General features: G+C 62.6%; 17 protein-coding genes, 1 tRNA gene and 1 riboswitch. Of the genes, 10 read left to right on the plus strand and 8 right to left on the minus strand.

The features are described 5' to 3' along the window. Positions 1–24 precede the first annotated feature (24 nt). Positions 25–1452: a threonine/serine exporter ThrE family protein gene (locus tag ACFQ6H_RS19250; protein ID WP_007734361.1), complete on the minus strand. Its 1428-nt coding sequence runs from the start codon at positions 1450–1452 to the stop codon at positions 25–27. A gap of 122 nt (positions 1453–1574) precedes the next feature. On the opposite strand from ACFQ6H_RS19250, the gene ACFQ6H_RS19255 reads away from it, so the two are divergent. Continuing rightward, positions 1575–1646: transfer RNA gene (locus tag ACFQ6H_RS19255), tRNA-Thr, on the plus strand. Between the two features lie 145 nt (positions 1647–1791). On the opposite strand, the gene ACFQ6H_RS19260 is transcribed toward ACFQ6H_RS19255, so the two are convergent. The 5 genes from ACFQ6H_RS19260 to ACFQ6H_RS19280 all read right to left on the minus strand — a co-directional run bounded on the left by ACFQ6H_RS19260 (position 1792) and on the right by ACFQ6H_RS19280 (position 6127). Then, positions 1792–2589, minus strand: a complete 798-nt coding sequence (locus ACFQ6H_RS19260) for an ANTAR domain-containing protein (RefSeq protein WP_378647940.1) — start codon at positions 2587–2589, stop codon at positions 1792–1794. 478 nt (positions 2590–3067) lie between these two features. Further along, a complete protein-coding gene (locus ACFQ6H_RS19265) occupies positions 3068–3883 on the minus strand; it encodes an ABC transporter (RefSeq protein ID WP_230814902.1) in 816 nt (271 codons plus the stop codon). 47 nt (positions 3884–3930) lie between these two features. Beyond that, on the minus strand, positions 3931–4245 hold the full coding sequence (locus ACFQ6H_RS19270) for a multidrug efflux SMR transporter (RefSeq protein WP_230815099.1): 315 nt from the start codon (positions 4243–4245) through the stop codon (positions 3931–3933). A gap of 14 nt (positions 4246–4259) precedes the next feature. Continuing rightward, positions 4260–4322: riboswitch (guanidine-III (ykkC-III) riboswitch) on the minus strand. Between the two features lie 46 nt (positions 4323–4368). Continuing rightward, positions 4369–5640 (minus strand): hypothetical protein, encoded by a 1272-nt coding sequence (locus tag ACFQ6H_RS19275; RefSeq protein WP_378647942.1) that lies wholly within the window; start codon positions 5638–5640, stop codon positions 4369–4371. Then, a complete protein-coding gene (locus ACFQ6H_RS19280; RefSeq protein WP_378547732.1) occupies positions 5627–6127 on the minus strand; it encodes a hypothetical protein in 501 nt (166 codons plus the stop codon). The genes ACFQ6H_RS19275 and ACFQ6H_RS19280 overlap by 14 nt, the downstream gene beginning before the upstream one ends. A gap of 128 nt (positions 6128–6255) precedes the next feature. On the opposite strand from ACFQ6H_RS19280, the gene ACFQ6H_RS19285 reads away from it, so the two are divergent. Both ACFQ6H_RS19285 and ACFQ6H_RS19290 read left to right on the plus strand, forming a co-directional pair. Continuing rightward, the gene (locus tag ACFQ6H_RS19285; RefSeq protein ID WP_007734368.1) at positions 6256–6972 is read left to right on the plus strand and encodes a response regulator transcription factor; all 717 of its coding nucleotides are present in this window, start codon (positions 6256–6258) and stop codon (positions 6970–6972) included. Beyond that, the gene (locus ACFQ6H_RS19290; RefSeq protein ID WP_378547729.1) at positions 6969–8420 is read left to right on the plus strand and encodes a sensor histidine kinase; all 1452 of its coding nucleotides are present in this window, start codon (positions 6969–6971) and stop codon (positions 8418–8420) included. Before ACFQ6H_RS19285 ends, ACFQ6H_RS19290 begins: the two co-directional genes overlap by 4 nt. A 24-nt stretch (positions 8421–8444) precedes the next feature. On the opposite strand, the gene ACFQ6H_RS19295 is transcribed toward ACFQ6H_RS19290, so the two are convergent. Together ACFQ6H_RS19295 and ACFQ6H_RS19300 are read right to left on the minus strand one after the other, a co-directional pair. Beyond that, positions 8445–9755: an alanine racemase gene (locus ACFQ6H_RS19295; protein ID WP_378647944.1), complete on the minus strand. Its 1311-nt coding sequence runs from the start codon at positions 9753–9755 to the stop codon at positions 8445–8447. Between the two features lie 47 nt (positions 9756–9802). Then, positions 9803–11278 (minus strand): amidohydrolase family protein, encoded by a 1476-nt coding sequence (locus tag ACFQ6H_RS19300; protein ID WP_378647946.1) that lies wholly within the window; start codon positions 11276–11278, stop codon positions 9803–9805. 203 nt (positions 11279–11481) lie between these two features. On the opposite strand from ACFQ6H_RS19300, the gene ACFQ6H_RS19305 reads away from it, so the two are divergent. The 7 genes from ACFQ6H_RS19305 to ACFQ6H_RS19335 all read left to right on the plus strand — a co-directional run bounded on the left by ACFQ6H_RS19305 (position 11482) and on the right by ACFQ6H_RS19335 (position 19659). Continuing rightward, a complete protein-coding gene (locus tag ACFQ6H_RS19305; RefSeq protein ID WP_378647948.1) occupies positions 11482–12327 on the plus strand; it encodes a M55 family metallopeptidase in 846 nt (281 codons plus the stop codon). Positions 12328–12595: 268 nt separating this feature from the next. After that, entirely contained in the window at positions 12596–13813 is a 1218-nt protein-coding gene (locus ACFQ6H_RS19310; protein WP_378547717.1) for an MFS transporter, read from the plus strand. A gap of 14 nt (positions 13814–13827) precedes the next feature. Beyond that, positions 13828–14685, plus strand: a complete 858-nt coding sequence (locus tag ACFQ6H_RS19315; protein WP_378448989.1) for a tryptophan 2,3-dioxygenase — start codon at positions 13828–13830, stop codon at positions 14683–14685. A gap of 159 nt (positions 14686–14844) precedes the next feature. Further along, on the plus strand, positions 14845–15939 hold the full coding sequence (locus ACFQ6H_RS19320) for a M20 family metallopeptidase (protein ID WP_378634502.1): 1095 nt from the start codon (positions 14845–14847) through the stop codon (positions 15937–15939). A 2-nt stretch (positions 15940–15941) separates the two neighbouring features. Next, complete coding sequence (locus ACFQ6H_RS19325) at positions 15942–16880, plus strand: GNAT family N-acetyltransferase (RefSeq protein WP_378647950.1); 939 nt, start codon at positions 15942–15944, stop codon at positions 16878–16880. Then, on the plus strand, positions 16877–17992 hold the full coding sequence (gene menC / locus ACFQ6H_RS19330) for an o-succinylbenzoate synthase (protein ID WP_378647952.1): 1116 nt from the start codon (positions 16877–16879) through the stop codon (positions 17990–17992). The genes ACFQ6H_RS19325 and menC overlap by 4 nt, the downstream gene beginning before the upstream one ends. Positions 17993–18039: 47 nt before the next feature. Further along, complete coding sequence (locus tag ACFQ6H_RS19335) at positions 18040–19659, plus strand: PucR family transcriptional regulator (protein WP_378547702.1); 1620 nt, start codon at positions 18040–18042, stop codon at positions 19657–19659. Positions 19660–19662: the final 3 nt, after the last annotated feature.

Below are 19662 nucleotides of genomic sequence, written 5' to 3' on the forward strand. Positions count from 1 at the left end.
CAGCTCTTTCTGCTTGAACGACGCCTACTTCTCGGTGACGGGAACTCGACGCCTTCGCTTGCGGACCATCGGTCGACGTAGCGAGTCCACGCGCATCAGGATTCGTGGACGACGCAGCGTCCGCGCTCCCCATTCGCCGAGCGTCACGCCCGCGGCGAGGGCGCAGCCGATACCGAAGGCCGACAGCAAGGCGGTCAACCCGATCAGTACCTGGTCGTTGAGCAGCGCGTACAGGCCTCGGTACAGCGAAAGACCGGGGAGCAGGGGAGTGATGCCTGCGACCGCGACAACCAGCGGAGGCGTCAGGGCGCGGCGAGCCATCAGACCACCGGCAAGGCCGACGACGGTCGCTGCGATCGCGGCCGCGATCACGGGGCCGACGTCGAGTGTCTGCACGAAGATCGACACACCACTGCCTGCCGCACCGCCCAGGAACGCCGCGGTGAGTGCACGACGCTCGGCGTAGCAGGCGAGTGCATAGAAGACCGACGCACAGGCGCCGGAAAGCATGAGGATCGGCAACTGGGTGATGGTCGATACTTCGACGTTGATCGGTGGAAGCGTCGAACCCAACATTCCGGTCATCCGCAGTGAGATTGCGACACCCGCGATGATGCCGCCCGTCATCATCACCACTTCGAAGAACCGCGCGACAGCTGTAATGGGTGCACCCATGATCGCGTCCTGGACCGAGCCCACCAACGACAGCCCGGACAGTAGGACGACAACTCCGGCCGCGATGACCAACGACGGCCGGATACTGATCCCCAGCTGGTCCTGAAATGTATAGAGCGTGGCAGCGGGCGCAGCCGCGATGAGACCGCCGACAACCTGCTGGAAGAAGAACGGCAGGCCGAACCGGTTCAGCACACGGTTGACGCGGTCGATGACCATCGTCGTCAAGAACGCGACTGTGGCAACGAGGAACCCACCCCCGAGCAGGACGGAGACCGAAGCCGCCATCGCCGCCCAGGCCATTGTCGCGGTCCAACGGTTGTACGGGTGCGGCGCCGTCGTGATGGCTGTGAGAGCATCGTGCGCTTGGTCCGGGGTGATCGCCTCACGGCGGATGCGACGCGTCAGACGGTCGACAGCCGCCAGTCGTGTGAAGTCCATCGACCGGTAGTGGACGATGCGCATCGTGCTCGCCGGCGGTCGCGTGGGGCCGCGATAGGCAGAGAGCACAATCGAGTTGTACGTGACGTCGACGTCACACTGGGCCAGGCCGTACGTGGCGGCGATGAACTGCACCTGCTCAGCGGTGTCCATGGCTGCGGTTCCGGATGCGAGGAGGACTTCGCCTACCCGAACCGCGAGGTCCAGGACCTCTGCGACGACGGCGTCGTCTGTCAGGTCGATCGGTTGAAGCGGCGCGGGAGCCGACGTGACCGTGTCGACGGTGGCTTGCCGGTTTCCCGTCAGGCGTGTGAGTACTTCGGTGAATTTCGCCATCAGGGGGCGGAGTGGGAGTTGCGCATGGGGCCCACGCTATCTAACGTGACCCGGGCGCGGCCACCGTGACGGCTTGGATATGATGGCTCCGCAAAGTCAGTCGCGGCAACGCGTCGGTCTTCGCCTCCTTAGCTCAGTGGTAGAGCACTCGCCTTGTAAGCGAAAGGTCGTCGGTTCAATCCCGACAGGAGGCTCCGAAAACTCAGAGGCACTCACCGAGAATGTGGTGGGTGCCTCTGTGTTTGCTCAGGTGCTGTGTTTGCTCAGGTGCTGCGTTTGCCGAGACGCTGTGTTTGCCGAGACGCTGCGTTTGCCAGGTCTCTCGGCTGCCTGCCAGGTTCAGTTGGTCTCAGGCTTGTTCGAAGCCTGGCGCGGGTCGATCGCGCCGTCGATGTACTGCTGGGCAATCACTCGCAGTTTGACGTTGCTTCGCTGCGAGTCCTGGATGAGGATGCGGAAGGCTTGGTCGGCGTCGACGCGGTGGGTGCCCATGATGATGCCCTTGGCCTGTTCGATGACGCCTCGCGATTCGAGTGCACGCTCGAGGTCCATCGCGTGCTTTCTGGCCATGTCGAGGCGCTGCGAGCTGTGCAGTGCGTAGGCCGAGGTGACGGCGAAGAGTTGGAGCAATGCCGCGTCGGCTCCGGTGAAACCTCGGAGGTCGTGGCTGTAGAGATTGAGAGTTCCGAGCGGGCGATCTCTACCGGGTAGCGGCATCGACAAGAAGCTGACGGCGCCGACTGCCTTTGCCGCGCTTGCGAATTGAGGCCACCGGCTGTGGGCTTCGCTGGCATGTGCGCGTACAACCGTGCCGGTGCGTGATGACGTCACGCTCGGTCCGTAATTCAGTCGGAATTGGATCGAGTCGACGGTACGAACAAGTTGGTGGGTGGCGGCTACGGTTCGAAACGTCGAATCCGAACCCCCGATGGCAATGCCGGCCATGTCGGCGTCGGCGATGAGGTCGACGGCATGCTTGCAGACCTGTTCGAGGAATTGCTCTGCCTGGGCATGTGGATCGAGGTGTGCGTAGAGCGATTGCAAGGCGTCCGAGGCAGCGTCCAAGCTGTCTTGCGCAGCGGAATTTCGGCCCCCGGCAGGGGCGCGGTGTTCTCTGGCAATGCGCGGCGCCGTCATTGTCTCAACCACCCTTCCCCATCGCGTCGCAGGCATGTCCGATTCGTCTCATTGTTGCACCGGACTAACTGTTGTGCACTCTGTTTCGGTGGACAAGTGTCTGATGGGCCGGACGGTTATATGGGGCGCGCCACGTATGCCCAATCGTGATGTTTGATTCGGCCATTAGCGGGTAATGCGCCAACTTTGGAATTATGTTGTCCTGCAACAGTTAACGTGAAAACTGCGACCGAAGTACAAGTTTTCTCCGCAATGGCGCGCAGGTCGCGAACTTGGCCTATTGTCAGCGCCAGCGCACAATCTTGTACGCGTAACCCGTAGACAGTGAAGGGGATACGACGATGAACGGACTGATCGCGGCTCTGAACAGTGGAATGACGGTCGGCTTGGCCAACACGATCCTGACTTTCGGCGGAATCATCATCAATCTCAATATCGTGATCAACAACTGACCGCGTAATCGGCGAGTAACCGTTTGTTATGCCGATTCGATCGGAAGGTCCGGCCCTGGGCGATCGCTTCGGCTCTTGAGCCATCGATTGGGAAGCTTGCCGGCCAGTTCTCCGAGTGGACCGACTGCAGCACTGAGGATTCCGACTGTTTCCTGAAGTACCTCGATGCTCGCGCTCATACGCTCGAGGTTGGGAGCAAGCGAAGTCAAGGTGTCGGACAGTGCAACGATCTGGTCAAGCGGGCCGCCTTCGGCGATGAGCCGTTCGAAGGCACCGTTTTCCGCCAAGAGTGTTTCGAGGATGCCGTTCTCGGCAAGTGCGCGATCGATGACGCCGTCCTTGGCAGTCAGGCGTTCGACGGCACCGTCCTGTGCTGTCAGGCGTTCCAGTGGGCCGTCCTCGGCCATCATTCGGTCGAGGAGTCCGTCCGGGGCGAGCAACCGCTCCAAAGCGCCGTTCTCGGCGAGCACTCGATCCAACGGTCCGCCCGGAGCCAGAAGTCTTTCGAGTGGTCCGCCGGGAGCGAGTAGTCGTTCGAGTGTGCCGTCGGGTGCAGTCAGTTTGTCGACCGGACCACCAGGTGAGAGCAGCCGGTCGAGCGGCCCACCGGGGGCCAAGGCCTGCCCGATGGGCCGATCGTCTGCAGTAAGCGAAGACAACTGCTGGATCATCTGCATGGGTCCGCGGGGGCTCGCCAAGGTGGCAGCGCCCGCCGTCACGGCACCGGTATTACTGACGGCGATACGAACTGTCGTCACCGTCAGCTCGGCGATCCCCAAACTGATCTCTGCGGCTGCAATGCCCGCACGTAGGGGAAGCGTGAGCATCTCCAGCAGTTTCATGCGTTAACTGTAACCGGTAACACACAAACACTCACCTGGATCGCCGGTCAGTGAAGGACCTTCAGGCCGACGACACAACCGACGATTCCCAGGATCAGCAGAATCTTGACGATCGATGTGGACTCCGCGCCGGTGACCATCGCATATCCGACGGTCAGGGCGGCGCCGATGCCGACCCAGACCGCGTAAGCAGTCCCGATGGGAAGGGTGCGCATTGCATACGCGAGGCCCGCCATACTGACGATCAGGCCGAGGATGAAGACGACGGTGGGGGACATTTTGCTGAATCCGTCGGACTTGCCGAGTGCGGTAGCCCAGACAGCTTCGAAAAGTCCGGAAATGACGAGCACGATCCATGCCATGGTGAACAACTCCCAAGGCACCGTCTTTTCGCTGGCCGGGTACGGTGCGCTCGTCCGGATGTCGTCGTTGACCAACCAACCATAGCAACAGAATTCTGCGCTACGACCTGATCAGGTGGCGATTTAGGTCACCACCGCCGGTCGAACCCGCTTCAAATGGATGGCCACCATGGCCACCACGATGGTCGCCGTTGCAGCGAGAACAGCCAGATGAATCGGCGTGTTCACCGAGACAGGGCCATATTCGACGAGCGGACCGTTCGACCACCCGAATTCTTGCGCGGCCGGCTCCAAGAAGGTCGATGAAACCGAGAACAGCGCAAGAGTGAAGGGCAGCACCGCCCCGCTCGAGACTGCCCCGACGGCAACAGGCAGGCAAGACGTGACGGCCAATCCCAACGCGAGCGGCAGAACAACGACGTACGAAACCGTGGTCAGGGGGCTGTCCGACAATCCCGAGAGTGCGGTCACGCCAAGGAGTCCCAGCCCGAGTTGGGGCATCGGTCTTTTCCAGCCGACGACGACGCCGAGTGCCAGGGCAGCAGCGCCAGCGGGCATCGCCCAAGTCCAGTCGGACGAAAAGCGGGTCGTGCTGACCGAAACCGCGCTGACTGCCAGTCCTGCGAGTATGAAACGGCCGTCGTGTGGCGACAAGCGCCAAGCCAGCGCCACCGTTACGGCAACCGCGATCGCCACTGCAGTCACCCAGGACCCAGGTGATGTCGACGTCGAGCCCAACGTCACATAGAGAGCCGTGAATGCCAGGGGCAGAACAACTCCCAAAATCACCAGGCGTGTGTCGATGTCGCCCGGCTCCTGATTCGGTCGTGCGACTGCGGCGACTCCACCCACGAGAAGGGTTGCAGCGAGCAGGATCCAGACGGGAACCGTGGACGGCGCGGGGTAGGAATCGCCCGGAAGTGTGAGCGACCACCTGGGGACGCGATCGCGCCACAAGTCTGCGGCGCCGAAGTACAGGGTCGCCGCGGTCAGCCCGAGTGCGAGAGCAATTTGTGCTGCGCGGTGACTCTTCGTCGGATATGCCGCCGCCGCGAGGAAAATGCCGGCTCCCATTGCGTTCAGGGTCACCGAAATCGAGGCGGAGACAGGGACGAATGCAGGTAGCGCGATGACGAGGGCGCCAACTGCAGCGAAGACACTCGCGAGTCCGCCACGTCCCCAGCGATGTAGTAGCGCAACACCGACCGCCGCAACCACAGCGGCGGTTGCTCCCGCCCACTGCGGCGTGATCACCACCGAGGTGAGGCCGTCGGAGAACGAGAAGTCGTCAACCCGAGACTCGGCCACTGCGTACGCGGCCACCACACCGCCGACCAGCGCGGACGCCACCGAACCGTAGAGCTGAGCGATTTGAACTGGGCTACGTTGCTGCATAATTCGTCGAATTTTCGCACAACTCGCCGATACGACTGATCGTCACATCGCCGTGCGGATCCATCCACACCGGTTCCCCGTCTCGAAGTCGAGGAAGAAGCAGATGGCGCCCTCGGCTCGGCCACTGAACGAAGTCGTATCCGGCCAATTTGGTCTGAACGATATCGGCGACCCACACCGCAGCGTCCGCGAATTCAGTATCCATCGACAGTGCGTTGAAGTAGCTGAATCCGCTGATGTCACGTGCGCCTTGCCAGCCGATCGTGACGTTGTAGTCGCTGTTTATCGAAAATTCCCAGATCAGACGATCGACAACAACTTCAGGTCCGAATCGCAGGCAACGCAGATCTTGGGCAACAGCCGCGAGGGCTTGTGCCCAAGACTCCGGCGCCGCGAAGCCGGGATCCTCGCCGGGATCGGAGTTGTTGGTGAACAGAGGAATACGCCAGGTCAAGCATTCCATGTTCCACAGTGGAGGTAGTGACATGCCGCATCCTTCCGGTTCGTGGGCCTGCACCCCAGCATTTCACCTGCACCCGGCCATTCACCTGCACCCAGCCGTTCACAGGAAGCTCCCAGGGAACATACAGCGAGAATCCAGTGGCAGGGGAGAAGATGGTTCTCGTGACCGACAAGACCCCCGAAGCCCGCATCCTCGTCGTCGACGACGAACCCACCATCGTGGAGTTGCTCTCCGTGAGCCTCCGATTCCAGGGCTTCGAGGTGGCAACTGCATCGAGCGGCGCCCAAGGGCTGGACGTCGCACGGACCTTCCGTCCTGACGCGATCGTTCTCGACGTCATGATGCCCGGCATGGACGGGTTCGGTCTGCTCCGACGCCTCCGCGCCGACGGTGTGGACGCGCCGGTCCTGTTTCTGACCGCGAAGGATTCGCTCGACGACAAGATCAGCGGCCTGACCCTCGGCGCGGACGACTACGTGACGAAGCCGTTCAGCCTCGAAGAGGTCGTGACGAGGTTGCGGGTCATCCTGCGCCGCGCCGGCCGCGGTGTCGCGCCGGAGCAGTCGCCGCGGGTGAAGTTCGCCGACATCGAACTCGACGACGACACCCGCGAGGTATGGAAGAAGGGCGAACTGGTTGCACTCTCACCCACCGAGTTCACATTGCTCCGATACTTCATGGTCAACGCCGGGACGGTTCTCAGCAAGCCTCGGATTCTCGACCATGTCTGGAACTACGACTTCGGCGGGGAAGTCGGAGTTGTCGAGTCCTACGTGTCCTACCTGCGTCGCAAGGTGGATACGGGGGAGACACCGCTGATCCACACATTGCGTGGGGTCGGCTACGTGATGCGAGAACCGCGGCAATGATCGCCGCCGCGGAAAACGATCAGCTTCCGAAGCGGGGTCGTTTCCGTCTCCACTCACTGCCGCTGCGCTTCACCCTGGTTGCGGCCTTGCTGGTGTTGGCGGCGCTGGGGTTGTTGGCGTCGGGCGTGGCGGTCACTTCGGCGCTCGAGAATTCACTGACCCAGCGAACCGACAAAACGCTGTACGAGGCGGTCGACGGTTGGGCAAAGCCGCACACCAGAGATCTACAGCCGCCCAGTGACGTCGGCCCGGGCACCCGCCCACCCAGCCCCTTCTTCGTCCGGACAGTGACCACGGACGGTCGGGTGATCGTCCTGAACGACAAGTCGACGACCACCGAACCCGACCTGTCCAAAGATTCCACCAAAGGCCCGATCACCGTCGGATCGAGCGATGGTTCGGACGTGAACTGGCGAGTTCTCACGACGGTCCGCGACGGCACGACCACGACTATCGGTGTGCGACTGACGGATAACGAGCAGACCGTCGACGACTTGGTCGGGCTGCAACTCGGCATCGGTCTGGTTGTTCTGCTGATCCTCGGCGGCGGAGCCTATTTCGTCGTTCGTCGGAGCCTGCGTCCTCTCGTCGAGGTTGAGGAAACTGCCGCTGCCATTGCCGCCGGCGACCTTCATCGACGGGTCCCGGAGCGTGACGACCGCACCGAGGTCGGCCGATTGTCGGTGGCGCTCAACGGAATGCTCGCGCAGATTCAACACGCATTTGCCGCGACCGAGGCTTCGGAGGAATCAGCACGGCGTTCCGAGGAGAAGATGCGTAGGTTTGTCGGCGACGCGAGCCACGAGTTGCGCACACCCTTGACGACTATTCGTGGGTTCGCCGAGTTGTATCGCCAAGGCGCCATGACGGATACGGCAACGCTGATGAACCGGATCGAGGGCGAGGCGTCGAGGATGGGTCTCCTGGTCGAGGACCTACTCATGCTGGCCAGACTCGACGAACAGCGACCGCTCGAGAACAAGCCGGTGGATCTGCTTGCAGTTGTGGCGGATTCGGTGCAGGCGGCGCGAGCGATCGCACCGGATCGAACTGTCGAACTGCAGATGACCGGGGGCCCAGGCCTACCCGAGGTGCACGGCGACGAGGCCAGACTGCGTCAGGTAGTCGCCAATCTGGTGGGCAACGCGATCAAACACACGCCGCCGGATGCACAGGTCACAGTTCGTGTCGGCACAACCGAGAACTCCGCGGTGGTCGAGGTTTCGGATACCGGTCAGGGCCTGAGTGAAGAGGATGCCGCGCGGATCTTCGAGCGTTTCTACCGCGCGGACACCTCTCGCACCCGCGAGACCGGAGGCGCCGGTCTCGGCCTGTCCATTGTTTCGGCCTTGGTTGCCGCGCACGCCGGAACCGTCAGCGTCGAGACGGCCCTCGGGCAAGGGACGACGTTCCGCGTCGAATTGCCGCGTGATCCGAAGGACGACTGACGAGGAACTACCGGAACCGGTCTCTCAGAAGTAGGTGTGCACCGTACCGACGACGCGGTAGTCCGAGTCCACCTCGGGAATCAGTGACCACTTGTCGAACGTGGTGCAGGGGTGCGAGATTCCGCAACCGAGCAGATCGCCGACCTTCACGTCGAAGTCAGCTGGAACGTCGACGTACGCGTGCTGGTCGTTGAGGGCGGTGATCGTCAGCTCTCGCGCCGATCGGTTGGATCCGTCGCGTCGGCGCCACAGGACTATGGGGAAGCCTGCGTCGGATCCGACGTCGCGACGACCGAAGCCCAGGATCGCGCGGCCGGGCTCAGGTATGGAGAGCACTACGCCCCAGACCTCAGCGGCTCCCTGCAGGGTTCGCGGACCATCCGCCCACGGCGAAGTCTCGGCATAGAGACCGTGATCGTGGGTGATGTAGCAACCGCTGCGCAGGACGACGCGTACACCGTTGTCGAGTGCCCAGCGGCCGGCCAGCTCGCGCACCACAAGATCGTGGAAAGCGCTGCCGCCGAACGTGACCAGTGGCCTGGGAGCCTTCGCGGAGTTGTTCTCGAACAGGTTCTCGGCGACACAGATTTCCGTGAACACCCGCGCGGATTTGAGATATGAATCGACGGAAATGCGACGGGCGGCCACCGAGGCTCCGGGCATCATGCCCTCGAATCCCTCGACTCCGGTGACTGTCAACGAAGGAGCCTGCGCCGCCGCACGTGCAACGTCGAGAGCTTGCTCGACAGTGCGAGCACCCGCGCGTCCGCTGTCGTATCCGAGTTCGACGAGAACCCGGATACGGCTGGCCGGTGATACTTTCGCTATCAACTGTTCCATCAGCCGGACGCTCTCGACGGAGTCGACGAGGGTGGTGACGAAGAAATCGGGGTCGGTGGCCTGAGCGTCGCAGATCCACCGAATGCCGGCGGGATCGAGAACCTGGCTGGCGATGATGATCGTGTCCACACCGAATTCACGCAGAATGCGTGCCTGCGCAACGGTTGCCGCCGTCATCGCCCAAGCACCGGCGTCGAGTTGGCGACGAACCAGTTCGGGGCTCATCGTGGTCTTCGCGTGGGGCGCCAGATCCACGTCGTGATCGGAACAGAACTGCGCCATGAGGTCGACGTTGTGCTCGATCGCTGCACGATTGAGTGTCATCACGGGTAGTAGGAGGTTGCCGTCGAGTGCAGAGATCGCCAGTGGCTCGAGGTCGGAGCCGTCGCGACCTTCGACGTCGGTGCCGAATGCCTTGTGCTGCCAACCGATCGGGGGGTTCGCGAAATCCGTCATGGCATCGATTGTGCCGTTGATTGCAGACGAAGTGTTCATGTGTAGTGACTTTCTGTCAGAACTATGCAGGTCAGAACGTAATCGGGCTACGAGCGGCGTACCGGACGACCGGGCAACGCGTCCTCGACCACGGCACCGCCTTCGACGACGGGTACTCCGCCGACGAGCACGCGGCTGATTCCGGTGGAGGGGCGAGTGCCGTCGATGTAGGTGGCGTTGTCGGTGATCCGCTCGGGGTCGAAAACGAGGATGTCCGCGTCGCTACCGGGGCTGATCCGACCTTTCGACGCCATCGAGGGAACCGACTCCTCCAGAATCTGCGCGGGGACCAACGAGCAGCGCGCGATGATCTCCGACAGCGACAGCAGTTGGCGCTCGCGGTACAGCGTACGAATCGCACGCGCGTAGGTACCGGCGCCGCGGGGATGGCCGAGTGCCTTCTCCGGCAACGGCCACTGCAAGGCGTCGGCAGACGAACGGCCCGGCCAGGTCAGTGGCATCGCGTCGCTCGCGATGGCGGCGCGGTCGAAAGTCATCGCCCTTTCGAGGAACTCGCGCTGCACGGTGTCGTTCTCGTCGAGGAACTCCACCAGCACCAGCCCACCGGGGTCGGTTGCCCGAAGGTGTTCCAGCTGTTTGCGGTCCGCGATACGTTCACCGGTGGGTACGAATGTCAGCGATCGTGGTGTCAGATTCATCAGATGAAGTTTGTCGGGATCGAGAAACGCAGCGCCGACGGCCGTCGACCCGGAACCGTACGGATACGCCTCCGTCGTGACGCGTGATCCGGCAGCCTGAACTTGTGCCACCACCGACAGTGCATGGTCGACGTGCATTCCCGAGGTGCTGTTGACGTGGCAGTAGTGCATGTGTGCGCCGGTTTCGGCTGCTGCACGGGCGATTTCGACGGCACCGTCCACCGGGCTCGACGGATCGGCCGAGATGAGCGGGCGCGCATGGGTGTAGGTGGGAACACCGGCGCGGGCCGCGAGATTCGCCACCTGCAAGTACTCGGTCGGATCGGATTTCGGGGCGTACCCGACCACCACTCCGATACCGAGAGCGCCTGCGGCCAGATCGTTTTCGAGAAGTTCGAGAATGTGTGCACGCTGCGAGGCAGATGGTTCGCCCTGCCAGCTCGGGGAACCGAGATGGTGCAGGAGCGTTCTGATGTCGCCGTCGGGATCGGCTCCCGAGAGTTCGATCATTCGGGCGTGAGCCCACGACGTCGCGTAGCCGTAGTTGATCGGGCGGCCCTCGGCGCCGGCCCGCGCATATGCTTTCGCGACAGGAATGACACCGGCTTCCAGTTCGAGGGCCGTGGTGACTCCGTCCAACGCCTGAAGTCGCTGCTCGGCGATTTCCTGTCCGTGGCTGTGCAGGTCGATGAATCCGGGGCAGATCACCTGACCGGTCACGTCGATCGTTTGCCGGGCTTCGATCGCGTCGTGACCCCACGCCGAGACCTTGCCGCCGGTGATCGCGATGCCCCGAACGTCGTCGGTTCCCGATGCGGGATCGACGACGCGGCCGCCGGTGAACACGATGTCGTGGACCTGCATCAGCGCTGCACTCCTGTCGTTGGTCGAACCGCCTGGCCCGGCGAATGTCCCGATGGTTTCACGGCTCGGGTATCGGATTCTGGTGTGAACGTCCCAAATGGAGGCCGACTCACCGTTCGAGCGGACAAGAAACGGATGCGCTCGAGTGTGAAGGTGAAAGCGAAGTTATCAATTCAGCCGATTGAGATCGATGGAGGACAGGAATGCACGTCTATATTTCGGTGGACATGGAGGGTATCGCGGGTATCGCGACGCTCGATCAGACGATCCGCGGCGGTGGCGGCTACCACCGTGCGCAGATGCTCATGACCGCCGAGACCAATGCTGCGATCGCCGGTGCGTTCGACGCCGGTGCGACGAGCGTCCTGGTCAACGACAGCCACGGAACGATGGACAATCTGCTTCACGCCGACCTGGATCCACGGGCGCGTCTGATCTTCGGAACACCGAAGATGCAGTGCATGGCGGAGGGACTGACGTCCGATCACGACGTCGCCCTGTTTGTCGGCTACCACGCACCCGCCGGTGGCCCCGGCGTCCTGGCTCACACGTTCTCGAGTTTGTTCGCGGACGTCCGCCTCGACGGTAAGTCCGTCTCCGAGACCGACGTCAACACTCTCTACGCGGCGACGCAGGGCGTTCCCGTCGGCCTGGTGACGGGTGACGACATCATCTGCGGCCTGGTGGACGCGGCCTCGCCGACGACGGAGACCGTCGAGGTCAAGAAGGCACATGGATGGTCGGCAACCAATTCGCTGCCGCCGTCGTTGGCGTGCGAGCAGATCCGGGCAGGCGCCGAGCGTGCAGTGCGCAAGGCCGACACACTGAAGCCGGTCGAGCTGCGTGACGAATGGACCCTCGAGATCGTTCACCCCACCACCACGGGAGCTGAACTGGCCGAGGCTGTTCCCGGCTCGCGACGGATTGCGGATCGTACGATTTCGCACACACTCGGCAGCGTCGACGACATTCTCGGTCTGATCACTGTCAATGCTCGGCTTGCAGCCGCAGGCGTCTCGACGATCGTGGCAGTCGCCAATCGCACGTAATGCAGTAACGACTCGACCTCGAATGCCGCCGACACCGTGTGTGTGGCGGCATTTGTCATCTGTTGGGGCAGAACATGTTCCGATCGACCAAACGTTGCTTCGGGTATTGGTGGGACGAACCAATGCGGTAGACGTGTTCGCTGTCACACTTCATCAGGCTTTCAATGTTCTAGTCCATGCGGCACAAGACAATCCGGGAGGCTTGATGAAGGCGGAACGCGTCACAGTCGAAGAACCATCGCACACAAGTGGTGGAGCGGTTCGAACAATGATGGACAACAAGTCGATTCGACGCACAACCACCGTCACGGTCGGACTGCTCAGTACGATCTGGTTGATCGACATGGTGGATCGTGTGATGATCGGGCTTGCGCTTCCGATGATCGGCGACGAATTCTCCCTCAGCAGTACACAGTTGGGCGGAGTAGTCTCGGTCTTCGCGATCTTCTACATGCTCGGGCAGGTCCCCGGCGGCATGCTGGCCGACCGCTACGGACCCCGGCCACTGTTGATCGTGGCTTTGATCCTGTGGTCGGTGTTCACCGCATTGACAGGGTTCGCGTGGGGTCTCGTCTCGCTGATGGTCATGCGTGCGATGTTCGGCATCAGCCAGGGGCTCTTTCCGGCTGCGTCGTTCAAGGCGTTGGCAGAGCGGACGCGTCCGAAAACCAGAGCAACCGCGATGGGTTTCATGCTCGGCGCCAACAATCTCGGCCCTGGCGTCGCACCGCTGATCATCGCACCGGTTCTCATGGCGGTGGGGTGGCGTGACGCGTTCTGGCTGGTGGCGATCGTCGGCGCCGCGATCGGCACGGTGGTGTGGTTGGTGCTGCCGGCACCGTTGGACACGAAGATCTCGGAAGATCCCGAGGCTGCGCTGCAACCGCTGGCGAGTGCTCACTCGCGCGCCGCGGTGTTCAAGTCCGCGTCCGTCTGGAAGTTTGCGATTCTGTTCTGTCTGAGCAACATGTCCGCGTACGGGCTGATGACCTGGGTGCCGAGTTATCTGCTCAACGACAAGGGGCTCTCGCTGATCGACACGGGGATCTTCGCCGCGATCCCCTTCATCGTCACGGCTTTGGCCACGATTCTGGGCGGGCGATTGGTGGACAAGTACTTCCACGACCGGGCCCGGATTCTTCTGGTTCCGTGTATGGCCACGTCGGCAGTCCTGTTGTTCCTGATGACCACCGCCGACACCGTCGCGATGTTCACCTTCTACGAGACCTTGGCTCTAGGCATCAGCGGTCTGTGTTCGATGTCGATCTTCGCGATGCCGTTGAGGGCACTTCCTGCCGAATTCCTCGGTTCCGGAATGGGTTTGATCAACGGTTGTGGTCAGTTCGCCGGTTTCGTCACGCCGCTCGTGATGGGATGGATGGTGGACCAGTTCTCGTACATGGCTGCGTTCGGAGTCCTGGTCGGAGCGACGAGCGCTGCCGCATTGGTGGCCATGATCGTTCCGCAGACCCCAGCGAAATTCTGAGAAGGAGACCGAAGATGTCGGCAACGGACGGCACACGAAAGATCGAAGACGACGTCGTCACCGATTTTTCCGAGAAGATGAGTTACGGGGCCTACCTCGGACTCGATACCCTCCTGGATTCGCAGCATCCGGTGAGCGATCCGGAGCACCACGACGAACTCTTGTTCATCATTCAGCACCAGACCAGCGAGTTGTGGCTCAAGCTGTTTCTCCACGAGATACGGGCGGCCAGAGCAGCTATAGCTGCCGACGACATCCGGGTCGCCTTCAAGCGCATCGCGCGCGTCAAACACATTCAGGCCACACTGACCGAGCAGTGGTCGGTGTTGGCGACACTGACGCCGGCGGAGTACGCGGAGTTCAGAGGCGTTCTCGGCAACTCGTCGGGGTTCCAGTCGTACCAGTACCGCGCCGTGGAATTCGTGCTCGGAAACAAGAACGCGGACATGCTGAAAGTCTTCGAATCGGATCCGTCTGCCCACCAATTGTTGGAAACCTTGCTCGGGGAGCCGACGCTGTACGACGAATTCTGGAGATACCTGTCCAGGCAGGGCTACGACGTTCCGGCGTCGGCTCTCGAACGAGACGTCAGCGCGCCTTACGTGCGCAACGACGAGTTGATTCCGCTGGTCAAGGCAATCTACGAGAACGTCGAACAGCACTGGACGGCGTACGAGGCATTCGAGGAGTTGGTCGACCTCGAGGAGAGCTTCCAGTTGTGGCGGTTCCGGCACCTTCGGACGGTGCTGCGCGTGATCGGCATGAAGAAGGGGACCGGCGGATCGAGTGGTGGTGCCGGGTTCCTGCAACGTGCGTTGGAGTTGAGCTTCTTCCCCGAGCTGTTAGCCGCTCGAACCGAGATCGGAACCTGACATACCTGCTTCATGACACGGCTGCCTATTACAGACAGCCGTTCGTGGCACACGACGAATCCCGGCCCGAAGGACAGGAGTCTTCGACAAGATCCGACCGGGGTGGTTCGACCAAGCTGAACTTGCGAAGTTGCAAGTCGGTGACAGGAGAGCGTCGGAGTGGACAAGAAGACAATGGTGGCGGACCTGGCGGCACTGGTAACCGCCGAGTCGCCCAGTTCCGACCTCAGCGCAGTCGATGCATGTGCGGACGTGGTGGCCGAGATCGGTGAACGCCATCTCGGGAGCGCACCGGAACGTATTCGCATCGACGGTCGTCAGCACTTGCGTTGGTCCTTCGGCACGGAACCGAAGGTGATGCTCCTGGGCCATTTCGACACTGTCTGGCCGCTCGGAACGCTCGCGGAGTTGCCCTGGTCGGTCACCGACAACATCGCCACCGGACCCGGAGTCTTCGACATGAAGGCCGGCATCGTCCAGCTCTTTCATGCGCTCGCATCGCTTCCGTCGCTCGACGGAGTGGTCGTGCTCCTCAATTCCGACGAGGAGATCGGCTCCCCGACCTCGCGCGCACTGATCGAGGAGCAAGCGCGTCAGGTCGACGCTGTGTTGGTCCTCGAGGCCGCCGCCGACGGCGCGGTGAAGACGGCACGCAAGGGCATGTCGCTGTACTGCGTCGACATCGAGGGACGCGCTGCGCACGCCGGATTGGAACCGGAGCGAGGTGTGAACGCTGTCGTGGAACTGGCGCATCAGATTCAGGCGGTTGTGGAGCTCGCGGATCCGTCGGCGGGAACGTCGGTGGTGCCGTCGGTGATCAGTGGCGGAACCACCACCAATACCGTTGCAGCGCAGGCACAACTGTGGTGTGACGTTCGAATGTGGTCGGCGAAGGAACAGGAACGCATCGATCGTTCGATCCGCGCGCTGGTGCCGGTGCTGGCCGAAAGTCGAATTTCGGTAACCGGAGGGCCCAACCGTGGGCCGCTGGAATCCGCGTCGTCGGAGAAGCTGTACTTTCTCGCTCATCAGGTCAGCAGTGAGAGCGGGTTGGGGATGCTGCGCGACTGCGCCGTCGGCGGTGCCTCGGACGGAAACTTCACCGCTGCAGTCGGAACCCCGACGTTGGACGGCCTCGGTGCCGTCGGCGGTGGGGCCCATGCAGCCACAGAACACGTAGAGATAGATCAGATGATCCCGCGCGCCACGTTGCTGGCCGGTCTGGTGACTCGAGTCCTGGAGGGAGGACTGTGACGATGACGTCGCCGAACAATGTCCAACGCAAGATTGCTCAACCGGTGGGAGGTGTTTCGCCTACGCGGATGCGTCAGGCGATCAGCCAAGCCGAACAGGCCGCTCTGCTTGCGTGTGTGACCATCGAAACCGTCACCGGGCATGCAGAGTTGGAACAGGTATTCGGCTTGTTCGAGAAGGTATGGCAGCCGGAGAGCGGAAATCCGCCTGTACACCGGGACATGATGAAAGCACTCTCGCACTCCGGTAATTACGTCGCCGGTGCTTTTCGTGGCGGAGACCTGATCGGTGGCTCGGTCGCCTTCTTCGAAGAGCCACAACATCGTTCGTTGCATTCGCACATCACGGGGATTCTCCCGAACGTGCAGAACGGGCACATCGGCCTGGCGTTGAAACTGTTCCAGCGGGCGTGGGCACTGGAACGGGGAATCCTCCACGTGCGGTGGACTTTCGACCCGCTCGTCGCGCGCAATGCCTATTTCAACGTCTCGAAACTCGGTGCGTTTCCGGTCCAGTATCTGCCGCGTTTCTACGCGCCGATGAACGACAGCCTCAACGGCGGCGCAGACAGCGACCGGTTGTTGATCGACTGGGAGATCGGTAGCAGCAAGGTTTCCGATGTCGTCGCCGGTTCGGGAGAAGTCCCGACTCCCGAGTCCTTGGGGGCGAGCGAACTGCTGTCCGTCTCCGAAGCCGGCCTGCCCGTGTTGAAGTCGACGAAGAATCGTTTCGTCACGGTGGCTACGCCGAATGACGTGTACGCACTGCGCAAGTCGGACCCGGTGGCGGCGAACGATTGGCGACTGGCCGTCCGCGAAACTCTCGGGGGCGTGCTCGCCGAGAACGGAGTGGTTCTCGCCGTCACCAGAACCGGAAAGTACGTGCTGGACCGTGCGCCGGGAACACAGGTCGGCAGGACAACAGCGGAGGTTACATCGTGAAGATCGACGGAGTTGAATTGCGCCGGGCTGCAATGCCGTTGAAGGCGCCGTTTCGAACCTCGTTCGGCACGGAGACCACCAAGGACGTGTTGTTCGTCAAGGTCGTCACCTCGGAGTCAGAGGGCTGGGGCGAGTGCGTAGCGATGTCCGATCCTCGCTACTGCTCCGAATACACGGACGGCGCCGCCGAAGTCCTTCGCAAGTTCCTGATTCCGTCTCTGGGCGAACTCGCCGATCCCGACGTGCACGCGCTGAGCGCGACGATGGAACAGTTCGCCGGGCACCCGATGGCCAAAGCTGCCCTGGAAACCGCCTTCCTCGACGCCGAATTGCGCGCCGCCGGGACGAGCATGTCCTCGTATCTCGGCGCAGTGGTCGATCGGGTACCCGCGGGTGTTTCGGTGGGTATCAAGAATTCGATCGACGAACTGCTCGACGAGGTGGGCGGCTTCCTCGACGCCGGATACCTACGCATCAAACTGAAAATCGAACCGGGCTGGGACATCGAGCCGGTTCGCGCAGTCCGCGAGCGGTTCGGCGACGACGTACTCCTCCAGGTCGACGCGAATACCGCGTACACCTTGGCTGACGCGCGCCATCTCCAGCGGCTGGACGACTTCGACCTCCTGCTGATCGAGCAGCCGCTTCCCGAAGAGGAACTGCGCGGCCATGCCAGGTTGGCCGAGATGATGCGGACGCCCGTCTGTCTAGACGAGTCGATCACCTCCGCCAAGGTCACTGCAGACGCGCTGGCCATCGGCGCGTGCAGCGTGGTGAACATCAAACCGGGACGTGTCGGCGGTTATCTCGAATCGCGTCGAATCCACGACGTCTGCAAGGCCAACGGAATTGCCGTGTGGTGCGGCGGAATGCTCGAGACCGGAATCGGCCGGGCCGCCAACGTCGCTCTTGCCGCGCTCCCTGGATTTGTCCTGCCAGGCGATACGTCAGCCTCCGACCGGTACTTCGCCGAAGACATCACTGAGCCGTTCGTGCTCGACGACGGTTACGTGAAAGTTCCGGAAGGACCGGGCATCGGCGTCGAACCGATCCCTGACCTGCTCGAAGCAATTACCACGTCGGTCGAATGGATCGGTATGGATCGGCTTTGACGAATCACTATGACACACTTCGTTCACAGGACGAAGGAGTGATAGACGTGGGCACCGTACGACCTCGCATCAGTTTGGTGCGGCTTCTCGAAGACGTGGGAACTACGGTGCTGAATCCGGTTGTCGGTGACCCGGAGGCGGTCCAGGAGATCGCCTCGGTGGTCATTCACGACCCCGACGACGACTCACCCTCGACGGCTGACTCCATGGTGCTGCTGGTCGGGATCACCGGCGGTCAACGTATCGCGGAGTCCGTCGCCGGCCTGGCCGAGCGCGGAGTGCGCGTGGTGGTCGCGCGGGTGACCACCGAGGTCAGCGATGCGGACCGCGAATCCGTCATCTCCTCCGGTGTCGTCCTGTTGGCTCTGTCGCGTGGAGTTTCGTGGGTTCAGCTGACAAGCCTGCTTCATTCGGTGCTCTCCGCCCGAAACGAAGTCGGGCACATCCACTCACGCGGAGGTGGACCGGCCGGCGATCTGTTCGCCTTCGCCAACGCCGTCAGCGCACTCTTGGATGCCCCGATCACGATCGAGGACCGAAGCTCACGGGTCATCGCCTTTTCCGGCCGCCAGGAAGAAGGAGACGGTCCACGTATCGCGACCGTTCTGGAGCGGCAGGTTCCTGACCAGTACATTCGAGTGCTCGAAGAGGCAGGGGTCTTCGACCGGCTCTATCGCAGCGACGATCCGGTGTGGGTCTCTGCCGAGACCCTCGGTACCAAAATGGGACGTATCGCCGTGTCCATCCGAGCCGGCGACGAGTTCCTCGGCTCCATGTGGGTGGCAACCGGTGAGCCGATGTCCGAGGACCGGATGCGTGCACTGCGCGATTCGGCCGGGTTGATCGCGCTGCAGATGTTGCGGTTGCGCGGCGGCGCGGACGCCGAGCGTCGACTGCGCGCAGACCTGATCGCAACCCTGCTCGACGGTGGGTCCGGTGCGGTCGACGCGATGAATCGCCTCGGCCTCGGGACCGGTCCCGCACTCGTGATGGCTTTGGGCCGTAGGTCTTTCGAGGGATCGTCGAAACCGGACGACGCCGCCCACGTGGTGCGGCTGACCGACGCTCTGGCCATGCATCTCGGCGCCGTCCACTCGCAGTCGGCGGCTGCATTGGTCAACGGAACCGGCTACGCGGTGCTGTCTGTGCGAGGGCATTCCCCGGCAGAGGCCGAGCTGCAGGCGTTCCGTGTGGCCTCGGATTTCCTGGACCGCACCGGAGCGTCCGGCGACACGATCATCGGGATCGGCCGGGTCGTGACCAGACCGGCTCAGTTGAGCCGATCGAAGCGCGACGCCGAACATGCCCTCGAAGTGTTGTTGGCGGGACGAGCGTCGGGCAGCGTCGCCACTTTCAGCAGCGTCCACGTCGACGCCATTCTGTTGGAGATCGCATCGGAAGCCGCAGCCGAAGGGTTTTCGGACCTCGGGCCCATCGAGGCGATCGCCAGCCACGACGCTGCCCACGCGACCTCGTTCGTCGACACCCTCGATGCGTGGCTCAACGCCTTCGGTGACGTCGGTGACGCCGCGGCGTCATTGCACGTGCACCCCAACACCTTTCGGTATCGCCTCAGCAAGTTGAAGGGTATGGCCGCGTTGGATCTCGACGACCCCAACGTCCGCTTCCGGTTGATGGTGCATCTTCGTCTGCGCGGTCCACGCTAGTTC

It is taken from the genome of Rhodococcus sp. NPDC056506, assembly GCF_042794945.1.
In the GTDB taxonomy this organism is placed as follows: domain Bacteria; phylum Actinomycetota; class Actinomycetes; order Mycobacteriales; family Mycobacteriaceae; genus Rhodococcus_F.

Excerpts from the sequence above, each read along its gene's own strand:
- ACFQ6H_RS19250 (WP_007734361.1), bottom strand. The coding sequence starts at position 1,452 with ATGGCGAAATTCACCGAAGTACTCACACGCCTGACGGGAAACCGGCAA.
- ACFQ6H_RS19260 (WP_378647940.1), bottom strand. The coding sequence starts at position 2,589 with ATGACGGCGCCGCGCATTGCCAGAGAACACCGCGCCCCTGCCGGGGGC.
- ACFQ6H_RS19265 (WP_230814902.1), bottom strand. The coding sequence starts at position 3,883 with ATGAAACTGCTGGAGATGCTCACGCTTCCCCTACGTGCGGGCATTGCA.
- ACFQ6H_RS19270 (WP_230815099.1), bottom strand. The coding sequence starts at position 4,245 with ATGGCATGGATCGTGCTCGTCATTTCCGGACTTTTCGAAGCTGTCTGG.
- ACFQ6H_RS19275 (WP_378647942.1), bottom strand. The coding sequence starts at position 5,640 with ATGCAGCAACGTAGCCCAGTTCAAATCGCTCAGCTCTACGGTTCGGTG.
- ACFQ6H_RS19280 (WP_378547732.1), bottom strand. The coding sequence starts at position 6,127 with ATGTCACTACCTCCACTGTGGAACATGGAATGCTTGACCTGGCGTATT.
- ACFQ6H_RS19285 (WP_007734368.1), top strand. The coding sequence starts at position 6,256 with ATGGTTCTCGTGACCGACAAGACCCCCGAAGCCCGCATCCTCGTCGTC.
- ACFQ6H_RS19290 (WP_378547729.1), top strand. The coding sequence starts at position 6,969 with ATGATCGCCGCCGCGGAAAACGATCAGCTTCCGAAGCGGGGTCGTTTC.
- ACFQ6H_RS19295 (WP_378647944.1), bottom strand. The coding sequence starts at position 9,755 with ATGAACACTTCGTCTGCAATCAACGGCACAATCGATGCCATGACGGAT.
- ACFQ6H_RS19300 (WP_378647946.1), bottom strand. The coding sequence starts at position 11,278 with ATGCAGGTCCACGACATCGTGTTCACCGGCGGCCGCGTCGTCGATCCC.
- ACFQ6H_RS19305 (WP_378647948.1), top strand. The coding sequence starts at position 11,482 with ATGCACGTCTATATTTCGGTGGACATGGAGGGTATCGCGGGTATCGCG.
- ACFQ6H_RS19310 (WP_378547717.1), top strand. The coding sequence starts at position 12,596 with ATGATGGACAACAAGTCGATTCGACGCACAACCACCGTCACGGTCGGA.
- ACFQ6H_RS19315 (WP_378448989.1), top strand. The coding sequence starts at position 13,828 with ATGTCGGCAACGGACGGCACACGAAAGATCGAAGACGACGTCGTCACC.
- ACFQ6H_RS19325 (WP_378647950.1), top strand. The coding sequence starts at position 15,942 with ATGACGTCGCCGAACAATGTCCAACGCAAGATTGCTCAACCGGTGGGA.